The organism is Streptomyces sp. NPDC042336 (assembly GCF_055581985.1).
The window spans coordinates 449,899-465,378 of the sequence record NZ_JBVJEA010000002.1; the positions used below are offsets into that span (position 1 = coordinate 449,899).

Consider the following 15,480-nt stretch of genomic DNA (forward strand, 5'->3'; position numbering starts at 1 on the left):
GAGTTGCAGTTCTCTTTTCGGGAAATGGGTGAATTTGAAAACATTCAAATTTCTGAGCAAGTTTACAAATCTGGATACTTAAATCCCTTCGGGCCGAAAGCATTTGAGGGGTCTCGCTTCCCCTCCTGGCCGGCCCCCTCTATTCGCCCATTCCCTTTCGCCTTTCCTCTAGCACTCCCCTGCTTTCCTGTTGTGAATGAATGAACTAGCCTCCCCGAATTCATTCATTCGTATTTGGGTATGAGAAAGCCCCTGCCCAGAAAGGGCAGGGGCAGGGTCTATCGATGGGACGTGAACGAATGAAAGAACGTCTGCTCCGCCATGCTGTACGTCTGTCCGCGGTCGTTGCTGCGGCTGCTCCTGTTGCTGTGTCGGTGCTCAGTACCCTTCCCTGGGAGTGGGCAGTGTCCCTCTCCGCTACTGCGCTTGCCGCGGGTGAGGTTGCTCAGCGAGTCGAGAATGCCAAGACCCTCCGTGCCTTTGTTGATGGGGCCTACGGCGAGTAGGAGCTTAAGCCTGCGTACGTCGCTAGCTTGCCGGCACGCCCCCCTAGTCTGTGGTCAGTGGAGACTGACCACACGGGGACTCTGCGGAGTCCCTGAGAGAGTGAGACCGGGGCCCTGGAGACAGGTCCCCAAACACAAGAAAGCCCCCTGCCTTTCGGCAGGGGGCTCTTTTGCGTTTCTACCGCTTTCGGTGTCTCCAGACGTCTATCACCCCCCAGGGGATGAGTAGACACGGACTCCACTTGACCAGGAACCAGAGTGTGTTGGAGTCCGTGACGTAGGCCATGACGAACAGTGCCCACCACACAAAGAACATGGAACCGAGGATTACGCCTACTCCTGAGACACTGAATCTACCGGGCATGCTGACTTCCTTTCCTCGTACTGCCATTGGCCGGATGACCACTTACGGACCAGGGCCGCATAACGGCCCTGGATTACTCGCAAAGGCTTGTGTGCCGGCATGCTTCCCGGGCTCATAGCCAACCCTCAGACAGCATGAGTTCTTGCGTCTCGGGGTTGTCCAGAGTCCGCGTCTCCTGACGCGGTTCAGGGATGGTGAGTGTCAGTGGAGTGGGCTCAGGGGCAGTCTCTTGCTCCTGCTCTGTTTCCGCGGGAATGGCCTCAGTGTTTGCCCACCGGTACTCAACACCGGGTCGACCCCGCCCGGAGGTAACCCCGGTGACCACACGGATATCCGGCATGCCGGCAAGCGCAGTACGAATGCTGTCTGCCGTTGCCCGGTTGGCCAACTTCCGCAGGAGTACAGAGTGAGGCAACTTCCCTTCGAACTGAGTAAGAGCCTCACGGATCATCTCAGGCAGTGTCTTGACTGCCCTGCCAGACACCTTTGTGTCCTCCCGGACCAACTTCCCTACGCTCTGAGTCGAGTACTGAACAAATGCCCAGGCAGCATCGATAGCCTTACGGCTGATGACTGTCTGACGCTCTGTCGCGGTAAGTACCGCGGCAACCCTCAGGATTTGTTCAGGGGTCCGTTCGACATAGCAGGAAAGGTGTTTGGGTGTCTCCTCCTGCTTCAACTCGAACTGAACGCGGAGTTCGTCAAAGCGCTCACCGGACGCGGGGTCCAGTGTCATAACACGGGGACGGCTACGGGCCCAATCGTAGGCTTCGGCCAATCCTGCGATCTCTGGGTAAAGCTCTCGGTTGTTGTAAGGCAGGATCTTGGATCGATGGATCAGCACGGGAAGCAATCGGTTGTAGCTGCCTCCCCTTGCATCCCGCGGCTTGATGTAGTCAGTCCACTCCCCCGGTGTGATGTGGGAGTGGAAACCCAACCGGGGATCAGGAACGACCATAGACACCTTAGTCGTGGTGTGCCTGATAGTCGCTCCATCCCAGCAATTCCGGAGCTTGGAAGCGAACGTAGGGCACCTATTCTGCCGTTTCAGGTTCTCTGACCACTCCTCATCAATGGTGATCACTCGTGTGTCCGGCCCCCCTTCGCTTCCCTCTGTCCGTTCCTGCTGCTCGTACAGAACCTGAGTCAAGGACGGACCGGACGACACACCCCCCGCGGTACGTTCTTCCAGGAACGTACCGATAGAAGGCTGAAGCATGCCGCGGGCAACACGGAGGGCAGTGCCCTTACGGCCAATGGCAGACTCACCAGCAAGCACTGTCCAGACGACGACAGGGCGTCCTTTCCACAGACTTACATGACCACCGATGGCACTGGACCACAGAGCCAGGATTGAAGCGTAGACACCCACAGGGTCCGCTTCGGTATAGGGGTCTGCCTCCAGAACGGCATCACCGATGGGCCCATATTTCATGTTCTCGAATGCTTCCAGGCTCACTGCCCCTCCTCTGGGTCCCCAAGAACGCTGATCATCTGCTGCGCCAACTTGTCCTCATGCTCCTTGCACAGGAACCAGGTCTTGCCGGCAAGGGTGAACTCAACTACGGACTCAGTAGCCGATCCGTCCTTGCGGTAACACCCGTCGCATGCGTTCTCTATGACTTGTTCGACTACTCTCACTACTCGTGCCATTGATCCTCCATTGACTGACCAACCATGAACGCGAACAGTCCCCCGCGGTTAGGAGGGGGACTGCGCACGAACACGAGAGGCTCAGTTGTTTACATGCTCCTCATACCACTCGTACCACTGTTTTGGGTTTACCTGACTCAGCCTTGCAGTTTCCCGCTCCGCGGATTCTCTTGTTTCCCACACCGACACAAACGTGTCGTCATGCCCCTTTGTGATTACGTAGACAGTCACACTGCCTCCTTCTGCTGCATGAATGCTGCGGTGTAGCTCTCGGCTACGTGGTGGACGAACAATGCCGTGACTTCCGCTGGTGAGTGGTAGATCTCGGATGACTTTGCACAGTCCCCAAACAGTTCGTCAAGCAGTGTCACCCGCTCTTCCGGATTGGGGTTCCAGGCAATCATTGCTGCCCTCATCCCGAGAGTTTCCTTGTCCTCTGCGTACCGCTTCATCAGGCTCATTTGGTCATCCTTTCCAGAACGGCCATGGTGCCTTCCTTACTGCCTTCCAGGACCCACACGTGTTCACCAGAGATGTAGGCGTAGCCGTACCAGACTTCCGTTTCCGGATCATCTGACGTACGAACGACGTACCCGCAGTATTCGTCGGTGCCTTTCTCTCCCAGATAGAAGAGTCCGTCATACCCGCCCTGAATCCAGTCGCTCACCGGACTACCTCCTGCACATAGAGTTTGAGGGCACCACGATTGATGTTGCCCTGCGAAACGTCGGTCCGAATCCGGTAGGTCTGTCCATCGTCCGTAGAGAACAGATGAACCTCCATGTCACGCATGGATTCGGGCATGGATTCCAGGAGACGAATTAGGTCGTTGATGTTCACTTGACCTCCCCCACCCACAGCACTGAGGGAACGAGGACGTCTGAGGATGCATCCTTCACTCCCCAATCAATCCATCTGGTGGCTGCTAGGTCGACCAAGGCTTGTGCCTCCCGTGTGGGTACCTCGTACCTGAATTCCTCGCGTGTGTTCAGGTTGAACAGAACGACGAACGTCACTGCCTTACCTCCCTAGTGGCGAGCCTGTGAGACACGCCCTGTGCGCTAAGTGGTTCCTAGCGACTCGGCAACGGGGCCGGACTTGCCGGCACCCGAAACCCAATCCCTAGGGACTAGCGCTTGACGGGGTTGTACGTGGTGTGGGGCTCATTCTCCTGTCGGTGCTGCTCGCACCGAAGCTGGCAGGAGTGGTGCTTGTCCCCGCGGAACTCGGAGCACGCCCAGTGCGTTACCTCGTTCCCACAAAAGGGAATGCAGCGCATTCCCTCAGCCGTGACGTAGGAGGAGTAGTGGACGCCGTGTCGGTTGCTCATGCGCTTGCCTTTCTGGGCATAGAAAAGGGACCGAGGGTGTGTTCCCTCGGTCCCGCCTAGTCAGCATCAGCGATGCTGACGACTGGTGTTGCCCTGGTTTACTGCTTGGTCCAGTTGAGGCACCCCTGAACGATGTAGCCCAACTGGTCTCCCGCGGAGCGGGTACGTCCGTCGTCCGTCGTGTCCGACACCAGGTCTCGGTAGGCGGCACGCCCCTCAGGAGTCAACTGCAAGGGTTCGCAGACACCCTCTGCATATCCGTCGTTGAACGCGTCCACCGTGACTCGCTCGACTGTCTGTCGCTTGTCTTCCTGCATCACCGAGTGAGTGACACCCACGGAGATACCCGCGGAAAGGATGATGGACACCAGAGCAGTGGTGATGTAGCGCATTTCAGACTCCTTCATTCAGTGATGCACAGAAGATGCATTCCGTCGTCTCACCCAAAAGGATGCCGACGTTGTCACACCCGCATTCAGCCTCACATCCGGGACAGCCGTACAGGTGTCCGTAGTGGTGCGGATAACTGACGTGCTCAAGAGGAAGTGTCTGCCCCTCGTATTCACTGGTCATGTTCATTCGCTCCATTTCGTCAGTACTCCGGATCGTTAGACCAGTAGCCATCAACGGACGTACTCACTGACACACCATGCGGGAACATGTCGTCATTCCCGCACTGCTCTTGGTCATCGGGTCCGTGATCCTTGCAGGGACAATCCTTACGGAATTCCTCTGCCTTGCGCTCCGCCGTTTCCCTTGTCCTGTGAGGTCCGGACAGGTGGTCCCCCTGTACATGGAACACGTGGAACTCTGTTGCCATGTTCTTGCCTTTCGTCTGCGCCGATAGGGTCAATACGGGTGCCGGACGTGCCGGCACCCTCTATTCACCTCACCGACTCAGATCAGGCGTGCCGGTAGAACTCCCGCAGTTCCCGCAGGTCGTTGTTCCTGAGGTAGTACGCCCATTCCGCGGAGACTCGTGCGCCGTTGTCGTACCTGATCTGAGCCAACACCCACTCAGGAACCGATCCGTCCGCATTCTTCGTGTAGGAGGTTCGGGAGTTGTGCCCTCCGTAGGGGGACTTGTCTGACGCCTTGTCCAGTGTGACGCTCATACTTGACTGCCTCTCATGTCGCATTTCAACTGGTGGGCAAAAAATATATGCCCCTAGGAGTCCTTGCCAGCAAGCCCTAGCCATGCCCGGTAGCGGTCAAGGATGCGGAGTGCGTACCAGCACTCATTCGGGGACGGCTGAATCTCCGTGAGTTCCCGGTACTCGTGGGCGTCTTCCTCCGGGCCGGACGCACCCTGTCTGAAGTCAGGGACGTATTCACCCCACACAGAGGTGAGGTAGTCACAGAGCGCAAAGCGCCAACCCTGGCACCATGCGAACTCATCGTAGGGATCGTGCATGAGCCGTGCTGTGATCAGCACGGGATTGGTGGTGCCGGACTTCCGTGCCGTGTCGGTGCTCATGCTGCCTTCCTAACGAACTTGTAGGGGCCGCTGTTGCCGGCACGCATCATCAGCCTGCCGTTCTTGCTCCAATGGGTCTCATAGCCCTTGTAGAGAGCCGTGAATGCGTCGCTGTGCTCCTGGTACGCCTCAGCGTGGAACGCGTCCCACTCCTGTGAATCCGTCATGTCCGGGGCCCGGTGAGTCATCCCCACGGCAGGGGCCGTGACCATGCCACCGATACCGAGACCGAACACCACGGCCATGACCGCGGAGATAACCCACATGATCATTGGTCTGTCCTTGTCTGCTAGTCGGTGGTCTCTACGTAGACCAGGTATCCGTCCTGGCTTTCCCAGTGGTATCCGAGCCTCAAGAGTCCGTCGAACACGAACACCGACCGACCGCAGTCGGCACACTGATGGGGGTGGCTATCCGTGCTGGCCTTGATAGGGCCCTGGTCCACCACGCAACGCACCACGTTGCTGGGGATGGTGCTGCTCTGCTTGGCCTTCGGCTCGAACTTGCTCTGGTCCACGTTGTGGCCGATCAGCGTCAAGTTCGAGTACAGACGAACCGAGGACAGCATCTGTGCTGCTTCGAGTTCATCCGTGAACTCAGGACGGAAGACATTGCCCTGGTCATCCTTGTACTGCACGTAAAACATCGATACTCCTAATGTCGCATTTCAACCTGAGTGGAAACAAGAGGGCGCACGTCTCGAACGTGCGCCCGATGCTTCTTACCTAGAACGGTATGCCAACCAAGAGAACAACATTCTCCCCAAGGTTGGCTTCCGTGACTCCCTCGCTGTTGGACACGTTGAACAGCATGTGCCCGCGGAGGTAGGGGTTCGGCCTAGGCTGGTCTGTGATGACACCTTTAGGGGAGCCATCCTTACTCACCCAAACCATTCCCTCACACAGGTTCTTGACTTCCGTAGGTTGGGTGTCCGAATAAAGAGTGGGCACACCTACTACCTCGTACCAGAGTGTTGTCATGCTGGCCATCCCTACCGATGAGCGAACGGCGTAGAGTCTAGGACGTCAGTCCAGTCCGTATCTGGCTTTCTAGGGTTTCCCTACTTCGGCCTCAGCCTTTTCGTCTTCCGTCAACGTTTCGCTACCACTTATCCGGTGACGCTTTCGCGTCTCACTGTCATGGCCATTGCTGGCCGTGCCCGGTCTTCGACTTGCCCGTACGTTCGACCGGTATTTGCCCGGTCCCCGCTCTATGGGCTGTAGCTTCCCTACCCTCTACGCCGTTCACGTTCTTAGGCGGTTTCACTGTTGAGTTGTCAATGTACTGAGGCTTCCTTGGCTGGCACCCTGTCGAGTGCTTCCCTTCCGGGCCCTGTCAGCCGGTCTCCCTGCTGACAACTACGAGACTAGGGGCATCCATGTCGCATGTCAACCTGGGCTCCCAGACTTCTTTCATTCATTCATGGTCCGCGGTGGAGGGAGCGCAGTAGTCAGTCCCTGTATGCAGGGGCCTACCTCTACATACGCGCGTATGCGCGCACGCGTGTACCACAGCACATGGACATGCACAACCCACAAGGTCATAGGCATAGAGGGGCCTAGTAGGCCCTCATGAGGACACCAGGCAAGGTGGACTGCCCCTGCCTGAGGCAGGGCCCAGGGAGCGAGCTGTGCCCCTGCATGCCTCCAGGCATGCCCTCTGCTCACCCCGTCCGAATGCCCATTGAACGAATGAACATGGACATTCAATGCCGGCATGTATTGAATGCCGGCATGCTATTACGCCACGCCTGCCCGCCTTTATTCATTCATTTGCATTGCTGTGCGCACACCCGGGGTAATGCGTTTGTACATACACAACGGACCCGCCGGGGGCACCCTCCTTCGATCGCGTACGGGTAATGAAGCCTTCAGGGCCCCTCTAACGGCCTAACAGCCCTATCCTCGCCCAAGTCCCTCCAGACCCCTTTTTGAGCCCTCTGAGAGCCTCTCAGGCCCTTTCTCGGCCCTAAGGGGCCTCTCCCCCGCCATGTAGACCCAAAATGAATGAAAGAAGTGCCCTCAAGTGTGTGATTCGGGTCTCAGTTTCAGGGATTCTGTCACCAACCACCGCGTAGTGACACCGACATATATATTGTAAGGGGTTTGGAATATACCCCCTTAGTGATCTTGGGGAGACCCTAGAGCCCCGCCGGGGGAGGCGGGGCGACAGAGGTAGTGCCGGGCCCCCAAAGTCCGGCACAATGAATGAAAGAAGTGTGGTACCGACCCCCCGAAGGGTCGGATGGGACAGAATGAATTAATTATGTAGCCCTGGAATAGAGATCTTGTGCTAGCCTGGTATTTCCACGTACTAATTCCCCCGTTAGGACGTGGAAAGGCCCCCAGGTAGTTTGGCGACCTGGGGGCCCTGCCTATTTGGTTGTCAGGCTGCTGTCACTCCGGGCCTCTTCAGGCTCTGGTAGTAGTCCCAGAGCCTCTGACCCTCCTCACACCCCTCTCTGGGGTGGCTGCCCTCAAGACAGCCGGCACAGGGTTGGCCTCCATGAGGCTGGACGTGCTCCAGGTATGAGCCCCAGGCCATCCAAAAGGCCGTGGACTCGTCTTTGGTCACCCCTGGCCTTGAGTCAGGGAGTTCCTGATGCTGATCTGCTCGGCCACGGCTGCATGTAAGCCGTGCCAGGTCACCGTGCAAACGGTGGGGACCAGCTCAGCCGCGGCATCTCCGTACCGCTCTTGGAGCTTCGCCACGTTGTAGGGGGATGTTGCGTACCACCGAGGGGCGTTGTCTTGATCTGCCCTCGAACAGAACGAAACCCATCCGGCTGGTAGGGGCGTTTTGATCGTCACAGGAGGCTGCCCCGGCACCGGAATGGGCTCGGATGCAGCGACCTTCTCAACGCAGAAGCGTTGTCCGCTGGCTGTCATTTTCAGTTGGCCTCACACACTGTCAGGGTCTGGTCCGTTGCCAGACCTCCAGACAAGATGCTAGCCCTCTGTGTGGTCTACGTCACCAGATTCGTCAACCAGGGTGTAAGTAGTACGGCCCACGGTTACGACCGTGGCGCCTTCCCTTACCTGTTGGGCAGCACGTTCGAAGTCCTCGGCACGCTCCTTGGCGTCTCGTGCCACCCTCTCCCACATCGCTACCTTGCCTTCCAGCTTGGCCAACAGCTCATAGATGTTGGTGTGGGGCTTGACCTTGTCCGGCATGGTTGGTGCCTCAGATTCCATGCCAGCAGACTAGCCGTCAGGTAGCCTCTCGGTCAGACCCCTGGACTCCTCGTCTGGGTTGCCGGCCCGTGCCGGTAGCGGAGGACCAGGGGTCCTCTTCTGTGTCTGGGCAGCAGAAAGCCCCTCCCGAAGGAGGGGCCTTGTTCTTGGGTCTCAGAGACCTAGCTTGTGCTTGCAAGCGGGACACATGGTCTTGGGGTACTCCAGGACTGTGCCACAGCCTTCCTGGCACTCAACCTTCTGGGGCTCGGTCATTAGTTCTCCTTCTCTGCTGCTCGGTGCTCTTTCAAGGCTGTCCGTCCAAGATCCGTGATCTTCATCCGACCTGGGCCAGAGCCTTCTACGTAGCCGGCTGCCATGAGGTACTGAAGGAGGGTGACGGAGCGGTTATGGACCTTGACGAACTCTGCGTCCTCTACACCCTCCAGGTACTCCAGGGTGGTGTACGTATCGTCATCAAGAAACATGCCTATCCTTCTTCCTGTACTGCACTCGCATCTGAGGAACCGTACCGCGGTCCTCGTAGCCAGCGATCCACCCGTACTCCAGGATGTTGGCCATCATCTTGAGCGCCCACCTGGTTGCCTCGGACTGAGACTTCCCTGTCTCCATGATGATCTTCAGAGACCTGTCGGACTCATCCGTCCTCGGGACGGACAGGTTTTTGACGACCCTGGTCACTCGTCCTCCTCAGCGGTCAGAATCTCGTGGATGTTGTCCAGGGACTCCCCCGACAGGGCTGGAGCCTGCCTCACCCAAAGTTCCAACCACTCACTGTCTGTCATCTTGCCTGTTCACCGCCCTGCCTGTCATACGGAGTTACTTCAAACTCCGCGCACGCGGCCTTCGGCGGCTACAAGCAGTCGGGCATCGGCCGGGAGAACCACAAGATGATGCTGGAGCACTACCAGCAGACCAAGAACCTCCTGGTGTCGTACTCGCCGAAGAAGCTGGGCTTCTTCTAGAGCCCGCCCGTCCCGCGTGGCCACCTAGGGCCCGCACGGGCGTGCGGGCCCTAGGTGGGGCGTCGCGCTCTCAGACCGCCGCCGGTGCCTGCGCCTGCGCGACCCAGCAGGCCACCCCGGAGTCCACCGTCGTGCCCGGCATCCCCAGCAGAACGGGCTCGTCGGTGCGGCAGCGGTCGACGGACAGCGGGCAGCGCGGGTGGAAGCGGCAGCCGGGCGGGGGGCTGCCCGGGTCGGGTACCTCGCCGGTCAGCGCCCGCGGGCGGGATCCGGTGCCGTCCGGTACGGGTACGGCGGCCAGCAGGGCCTGGGTGTAGGGGTGCCGCGGCGCGTTGAAGATCTGTTCGACGGTGCCCGTCTCGACGACACGGCCGAGGTACATGACGACCACCCGGTCGGCGAGCGCGCCGACCACCGCCAGGTCGTGCGAGATGAACGCGAGCGCGATGCCCTCCTCCCGCGACAGGTCGCGCAGGAGGTTCGCCACCGCCGCCTGCGCGGAGGCGTCGAGGGCCGACACCGGCTCGTCCGCGACGATCATCTTCGGACGGGAGGCGAGCGCCCGGGCGATCGCGGCCCGCTGCCGCTGCCCGCCGGAGAACTCGTGCGGGTACTTGTCCGCCGCTGTGTCCGGAAGGCCGACCCGCCGCAGCGCCTCGGCGGCCTCGCGTGCGGTCTCCGGGTCGCGTCGCCCGCGCCCGGTGCCCTGCGCGCGCTCGCGGGCGGCCACGACTTCCTGGATCTGCGCGCCGATGGTGCGCCGGGGGTTGAGCGAGGCGTTCGGGTCCTGGAACACCATCTGCAGCGGCAGCAGGCCGGCGGCGCGGCGCCGGCGTCCCATGGTCCCGACCGGCGTGCCGTCGAAGGCGACGGCGCCCGCCCGTACCGGTGCGAGACCGGTGATGGCCCGGGCCAGGGTGGACTTGCCGCAGCCGGACTCCCCGACGATGCCCACGACTTCGCCGGGCATGATCTCCAGGCCGACGCCGGCCAGGGCACGCATCGGGGGCAGCCCCTTGCGCGGGTATTCGACGACCACGTCCTCGACGCGGAGCAGCGGTGCGGTCGGGTGGCCTGCGGGCACGCTCATGCCTTCCTCCTGACGAGGGTGTCGGCCGCGGGGAGGAGGCCGGGTGTCGGTGGGGCGTCGGCGGGGCGGACGACGCCGGGCTCGGCGAGTAGGCAGGCGGCCGTACGGGCGGGGCCGATGGCGACCGGCACCGGACGGGTGCGGTCGCAGCCGTCGACCGCCGACGAGCAGCGGGGGTGGAAGGGGCAGCCGGGCACCGGAGCGTCGGCGGCGGGGGCCGAACCGGGTATGGGGCGCAGCGGCACGGCGTGCCCGACGGCGGAGCGCTCGCCGAGCGAGGCGTGCGGCAGGGCCTGCAACAGGCCGCGTGTGTACGGGTGTTGTGGTGCACCGATGACTTCTGAGACGGTGCCGGTCTCGATGACGCGGCCGGAGTAGAAGACGGCGATCCGGTCGGCGACGGAGGACAGGACGCCGAGGTCGTGGGTGACCATGACGACGGCCATGTCCGTCTCGCGCCGCAGTTCGTCGAGGAGTTCGACGATTCCGGCCTGGACGGTGACGTCGAGGGCGGTGGTCGGCTCGTCGGCGATGAGCAGGCGCGGTCCGCAGGCCAGGGCGGAGGCGATGGCGATGCGCTGGCGCATGCCGCCGGAGAACTGGTGCGGGTAGCGGGCGGCGGCCGAGGCCCCGCCGGGGATCCGCACCAGGTCGAGCAGTTCGGCCGCGCGGGCGGCCGCCTGCTTGCGGCTGACGCCCTGGTGGCGGCGGACGTGGTCGGTGAGCTGCCGGCCGACGGTGAGCATCGGGTGCAGGGCGGAGGAGGGGTCCTGGAAGACGACCGCGATGTCCCGTCCGCGTACCTGGCCCCACTCCTTGTCGTGGAGTCCGACCAGCTCCCGGCCGTCGAAGCGGACCGACCCGGTGACGGTGGCCCGGTCGGGTCCGAGGCCGACCAGGGTCATGCCGGTCACGGTCTTGCCGCTGCCCGATTCCCCGGCGATGCCCAGCACCTCGCCGGGGCGGACCTCGAGGCCGACCCCGTCGAGGAGCCGGACGTCGCGCCCGGCCCTGGGCAGGGTGACCGTCAGGTCCCGCACGCTCAGCAGAGGCTCGACGGCCGTACCGGCTCCCGTCGTACCGGTGCGTGCCGTGCCCGTACCCGCGCGGGTGTCCAGCGGGGTGCGCGCGTCGGGGGTCCGGTCCCCACTCATCATCGTTCTCCAGCCGTCGAGAGCTTGGGGTCGAGCCGGTCGCGCAGGGCGTCGCCGAGGACGTTGAAGGCGACCACGACCGTGACGATGGCGAGCCCGGGGACGACCGCGAGCCACCACTGGTTGAAGTACTGCGACGCCTCGGAGATCATCGATCCCCACTCGGCGGCGGGCGGCCTGGCGCCGAGCCCGAGGAAGGACAGCCCGGCGAGCAGCAGGATCGCACCGCCGACGTCGAGCATGGCCAGGACGAGGAGGGAACCGGCGATGCCGGGGACCAGGTCCACGAGGATGGAGCGGACCGAACCGACCCCGGCGAGCCGGTTGGCGTGCACGTAGTCCGTCTCGCGCAGCAAGAGCACGGCGGAGCGCACGGTGCGTGCGTATCCGGGCCACCAGACGAGGGCGCCCGCGAGCACGGAGTTGGGCAGGGACGGGCCGAGCGAGGCGGCCACCGCCATGGCGAGGATGATGACCGGGAAGGCGAAGACGACGTCGGTGACGCGCATCAGGACCTCGTCGACCCAGCCGCCGAAGAAGCCCGCGACGAGACCGACGACCGTGCCGATCACGGCGGTCACCGTGATGAGCAGCAGGCCCACCGGTACGGAGAGCCTGGCGCCGTACAGGACACGGGAGAGTACGTCGCGGCCGGCGGGGTCGGTGCCCAGCCAGTGTGCCGACGAGGCGCTCTCCAGGGGCACGGCGCTCTGGTCCAGCGGGTCGTACGGTGCCAGTACCGGGGCGAGGACGATGACGACCGCCCACAGGAGGAGCACGCCGACGGCGACGCCTTGTGCGGGGTTGCGCCGTGCCCAGCGCCAGGCGCCGGCCGCCCGTCCCGTGCGGCGGCCCGGTGCGGTGACCGGGGTGGAGGTAGCGGTCATGAGAGGCGGATCCTCGGGTCGAAGGCGGCGTACAGCAGGTCGGCGACCAGGTTGACCACGACGAAGACCAGGGCGATGAGGATGGACACGCCCATCACGGCGGGCAGGTCGAGGTTGGTCGAGCTGCGGAAGGCGTACTGGCCGATGCCGTTCCAGGAGAACTGCTGCTCGATGTAGACGGTCGCGGCGAGCAGCAGGCTGAAGGAGAGGGTGGTGGCGGTGATCAGCTGGCCGGACGCCGAGCGCACCGCGTAGCCCCACAGGACGCCGCGCCCCCGCAGCCCCTTGGCGCGTCCGGCCTTGACGAAGTCGGACGACAGCGCCTCCAGCACCGCGCTGCGGGTGAAGCGCAGCACCATGCCGACGACGGACAGGGCCAGGACCGAGGCGGGCAGGACGAGATGGGCCGCTGCCGACTCGAAGGCGTCCAGGTCGCCTGCCAGGAGGGCGTCGGCCGTGTAGAAGCCGGTGATCTGGTCCGGTGGGTCCAGGGCGGGGGCGAGCCGCCCGGAGCCGGGCAGGATGCCGAGGTTCTTGACGAAGAGCACGGCGGCGACCATGCCGATCCAGAAGGTCGGCAGGGAGACCCCGGTGAGCGACAGGGTGCGGGAGATCCGGTCGAGGCGTCCGCCGCGCCCCTTCGCGGCGAGCACACCGAACAGCACACCGACGACCAGGGCCATCACGGTGGCGACGACGACCAGTTCGAGGGTGGCGGGGAGCTTTTCGGCGAGGTCGTCCAGGACCGGGCGCTGGGTCTGCTGCGAGGTGCCCAGGTCCCCGGTGAGGAGGTTGCCGAGGTAGGAGGCGTACTGCACCGGCAACGACCGGTCGAGTCCCTGCTCGGCGCGGTAGCGGGCGACGATCTCGGGGTCGTCCAGGGCGCGCTGGCCGAGGTTGGCGGTGGCCGGGTCCGCCGGGACGACGGAGCTGAGCAGGAAGGTCACCAGGGTGACGCCGAAGACGATCAGCACCGAGGAGGCGACGCGGCGCAGTGCGTACGCCAGCAGGGGCGGCATCCTGCGGCGGCCGCGGCGGGTGCCCTGCGCGGGGGCCGGCGGGCCCGCCGGTGCGGGGGCCGGTCCGGCGAGGGCGGGGCCGGGGGCGGTCTCGGTCATGGGTCACCCCTCCGAGCGGCCGAGCGCGGCCAGGTCGAGGTAGTAGAGCGGGTTGCGGACCAGTCCCGTGACCTCGGACGAGGCGACGGTGACGAAGTTCGGCTCCAGCAGCGGGACGAAGGGGCCGTCCTCGTTCATCGCACGGTTCCACGCCGTGTAGGCGGTGCGCCGGTCCTGCTCGTCGACCGAGCCGTACGCCGCCTTGGTGAGGGCGCCGAGTCCGGGGGCGTCCTTCGCGGGCCAGTGCACCCGCTTGGAGAGGAAGTCGCCGGGCGCGAAGCCGAGGACGTTCTGCGGGTCGAGGTAGTCCGGCGGGTAGGACCACAGGGCGAGTTGCGTCTCACCGTCCACGTACCGCTGCAGGGAGGTCGACGTCGGCGAGGGCCGGAGCGTGACCGTGATGCCGATCTTCCCCAGGTCGCTCTGGATGCGCTGGGCCAGTACGCCGTAGTCGAGGCCGGCCAGCCGGTGGTAGTCACTGGCGTAGTCGAGGGTCAGCTCGATCTTCTTCAGGCCCTGTTCCCTCTCGGCCTTCTCGACGAGGGCACGGGCCGCCCCGGGGTCGTACTCGGCGGCGTCCGCCTTGCCGAGGCCTCCGGTGAACACGGTCGGCAGGATGCCGGTGGCCTGGGTGGAACCGGGGCCGGCGATCTCGACGAGGCCCTCGTAGTCGATGCCGAGCCGGATCGCCTTCTGCACGTCGGCGGAGGCGGTGGGGAGGTTCTTCGCGCGGCTGACCGCGAGGTAGAGCACCTCGGCCGCCCGGCTGTCGTCGACCACGAGGTCGCCACCGTGCAGGCCCTTGGTCTGCAGCGCCGAGATGTCGAGGGCGATCTGCGAGTCGCCGGACTGCACCCCGAGCAACTGCTGCTGCGCGGACGGCACGTTCCTGATGATCACCCGGGGATACGCCGGTGCGTCACCGGCGTACTCCGGGTTGGCCTCCAGGACGATCTGCGAGGAGTTGCTGTAGCTCTTCAGCCGGTACGGCCCCGAGCCCGCGGACTGGGTGTTCAGCCAGGTCTCGGCCTTGTCCTCGGTGACCGCGTCCTTCGCGTCGGTGCCGCCGTGCGCGCGCACCGCGTCGGCGTTGACCACTCCGAACTGGGGGGTGGCGAGCATCGCGGGCACGTCGGCGCGGGGTGACTCGGTGGTGAGGACGACGGTCCGCGCGTCCTCGGCCTCGACGGTGATCCCGGCCATCAGGTAGGCCGGGCTGGCCTCGACGTGGCGCAGCCGGTCGAAGGAGAAGACGACGTCGCTCGCCTCCACGGGGCTGCCGTCGGAGAAGCGGGCGTCCTCGCGGAGGTCGAACGTCCAGGACTGCCCGTCCCGCGAGTTGGACCACGACGTGGCCAGACCGGGTACGGGTGTGCGCAGGTCCTTGCCGCGATAGGTGGTCAGCGTCTCGTACAGGGCATGGTCGACGAGGTAGTCGGTCGGCTGGTAGACGCGCGCCGGGTCGATGGACTTGGCGTTGAACGCCGTGTCGACGACCAGCGTGTGGCGTGCCGCCTCGGCGGACACTCCGGCGGTCGCGCAGGAGGTGAGCGAAGCCGTCAGGACGGAGGCCAGGACGAGGGCGGCGAGGGTACGCCGCCGGGACTCGGGCGGCGGGGGGCGGTGGGGCATCGGGGGTCTCCACTCGGAGAGACGGGCAGGGAGGAGTCGGGGGAAGTCACTCCTGGTGGCGTCCGGGGCGGGGCAGGCGCCGGGTGCGTACGGCGGGCGGCGGGTGCGGT

Annotated in this window: 17 protein-coding genes and 1 pseudogene; 1 reads left to right on the forward strand and 17 read right to left on the reverse strand. The window is 63.9% G+C overall.

Annotation, left to right across the window (positions count from 1 at the left end; all coding sequences use genetic code 11):
• Positions 1-982: 982 nt before the first annotated feature.
• The 12 genes from ACZ6IM_RS07195 to ACZ6IM_RS07250 all read right to left on the reverse strand — a co-directional run bounded on the left by ACZ6IM_RS07195 (position 983) and on the right by ACZ6IM_RS07250 (position 9,205).
• Positions 983-2,329 (reverse strand): DUF3987 domain-containing protein, encoded by a 1,347-nt coding sequence (locus ACZ6IM_RS07195; RefSeq protein ID WP_469554731.1) that lies wholly within the window; start codon positions 2,327-2,329, stop codon positions 983-985.
• Positions 2,330-2,750: 421 nt separating this feature from the next.
• Entirely contained in the window at positions 2,751-2,984 is a 234-nt protein-coding gene (locus tag ACZ6IM_RS07200; protein ID WP_469554733.1) for a hypothetical protein, read from the reverse strand.
• Positions 2,981-3,190 carry a hypothetical protein gene (locus tag ACZ6IM_RS07205; protein ID WP_469554735.1) on the reverse strand — a complete coding sequence of 70 codons (210 nt, stop codon included), beginning with the start codon at positions 3,188-3,190 and terminating at the stop codon, positions 2,981-2,983. Before ACZ6IM_RS07205 ends, ACZ6IM_RS07200 begins: the two co-directional genes overlap by 4 nt.
• Positions 3,187-3,363, reverse strand: coding sequence for a hypothetical protein (locus ACZ6IM_RS07210; protein ID WP_469554738.1), 177 nt, complete (start codon positions 3,361-3,363; stop codon positions 3,187-3,189). The genes ACZ6IM_RS07205 and ACZ6IM_RS07210 overlap by 4 nt, the downstream gene beginning before the upstream one ends.
• The gene (locus ACZ6IM_RS07215; protein ID WP_469554740.1) at positions 3,360-3,539 is read right to left on the reverse strand and encodes a hypothetical protein; all 180 of its coding nucleotides are present in this window, start codon (positions 3,537-3,539) and stop codon (positions 3,360-3,362) included. Before ACZ6IM_RS07215 ends, ACZ6IM_RS07210 begins: the two co-directional genes overlap by 4 nt.
• A gap of 412 nt (positions 3,540-3,951) precedes the next feature.
• Positions 3,952-4,245 (reverse strand): hypothetical protein, encoded by a 294-nt coding sequence (locus tag ACZ6IM_RS07220; RefSeq protein ID WP_469554743.1) that lies wholly within the window; start codon positions 4,243-4,245, stop codon positions 3,952-3,954.
• 776 nt (positions 4,246-5,021) lie between these two features.
• Positions 5,022-5,330, reverse strand: coding sequence for a hypothetical protein (locus tag ACZ6IM_RS07225; RefSeq protein WP_469554744.1), 309 nt, complete (start codon positions 5,328-5,330; stop codon positions 5,022-5,024).
• On the reverse strand, positions 5,327-5,602 hold the full coding sequence (locus ACZ6IM_RS07230) for a hypothetical protein (protein WP_469554747.1): 276 nt from the start codon (positions 5,600-5,602) through the stop codon (positions 5,327-5,329). The genes ACZ6IM_RS07225 and ACZ6IM_RS07230 overlap by 4 nt, the downstream gene beginning before the upstream one ends.
• A gap of 17 nt (positions 5,603-5,619) precedes the next feature.
• A complete protein-coding gene (locus tag ACZ6IM_RS07235) occupies positions 5,620-5,976 on the reverse strand; it encodes a hypothetical protein (RefSeq protein WP_469554750.1) in 357 nt (118 codons plus the stop codon).
• A 2,302-nt stretch (positions 5,977-8,278) separates the two neighbouring features.
• Complete coding sequence (locus tag ACZ6IM_RS07240; RefSeq protein ID WP_469554753.1) at positions 8,279-8,524, reverse strand: hypothetical protein; 246 nt, start codon at positions 8,522-8,524, stop codon at positions 8,279-8,281.
• 254 nt (positions 8,525-8,778) lie between these two features.
• Positions 8,779-8,991 carry a hypothetical protein gene (locus tag ACZ6IM_RS07245; protein WP_469554755.1) on the reverse strand — a complete coding sequence of 71 codons (213 nt, stop codon included), beginning with the start codon at positions 8,989-8,991 and terminating at the stop codon, positions 8,779-8,781.
• On the reverse strand, positions 8,981-9,205 hold the full coding sequence (locus tag ACZ6IM_RS07250; protein WP_469554758.1) for a hypothetical protein: 225 nt from the start codon (positions 9,203-9,205) through the stop codon (positions 8,981-8,983). Before ACZ6IM_RS07250 ends, ACZ6IM_RS07245 begins: the two co-directional genes overlap by 11 nt.
• A gap of 152 nt (positions 9,206-9,357) precedes the next feature.
• Here ACZ6IM_RS07250 and ACZ6IM_RS07255 point away from each other — a divergent pair.
• Positions 9,358-9,489, forward strand: a pseudogene (locus ACZ6IM_RS07255) (aldehyde dehydrogenase family protein); the annotation flags it as partial.
• Between the two features lie 70 nt (positions 9,490-9,559).
• Here the strand turns inward: ACZ6IM_RS07255 and ACZ6IM_RS07260 are convergent.
• Genes ACZ6IM_RS07260 through ACZ6IM_RS07280 form a run of 5 tightly spaced genes read right to left on the reverse strand, consistent with a single transcriptional unit; the run spans position 9,560 to position 15,370 of the window.
• A complete protein-coding gene (locus ACZ6IM_RS07260; protein WP_469554761.1) occupies positions 9,560-10,579 on the reverse strand; it encodes an oligopeptide/dipeptide ABC transporter ATP-binding protein in 1,020 nt (339 codons plus the stop codon).
• A complete protein-coding gene (locus tag ACZ6IM_RS07265) occupies positions 10,576-11,736 on the reverse strand; it encodes an ABC transporter ATP-binding protein (RefSeq protein ID WP_469554764.1) in 1,161 nt (386 codons plus the stop codon). Before ACZ6IM_RS07265 ends, ACZ6IM_RS07260 begins: the two co-directional genes overlap by 4 nt.
• Positions 11,733-12,620, reverse strand: coding sequence for an ABC transporter permease (locus tag ACZ6IM_RS07270; RefSeq protein ID WP_469554767.1), 888 nt, complete (start codon positions 12,618-12,620; stop codon positions 11,733-11,735). The genes ACZ6IM_RS07265 and ACZ6IM_RS07270 overlap by 4 nt, the downstream gene beginning before the upstream one ends.
• Entirely contained in the window at positions 12,617-13,738 is a 1,122-nt protein-coding gene (locus tag ACZ6IM_RS07275; RefSeq protein ID WP_469554770.1) for an ABC transporter permease, read from the reverse strand. Before ACZ6IM_RS07275 ends, ACZ6IM_RS07270 begins: the two co-directional genes overlap by 4 nt.
• A gap of 3 nt (positions 13,739-13,741) precedes the next feature.
• Positions 13,742-15,370, reverse strand: coding sequence for an ABC transporter substrate-binding protein (locus tag ACZ6IM_RS07280; RefSeq protein ID WP_052842320.1), 1,629 nt, complete (start codon positions 15,368-15,370; stop codon positions 13,742-13,744).
• Between the last annotated feature and the right edge of the window lie 110 nt (positions 15,371-15,480).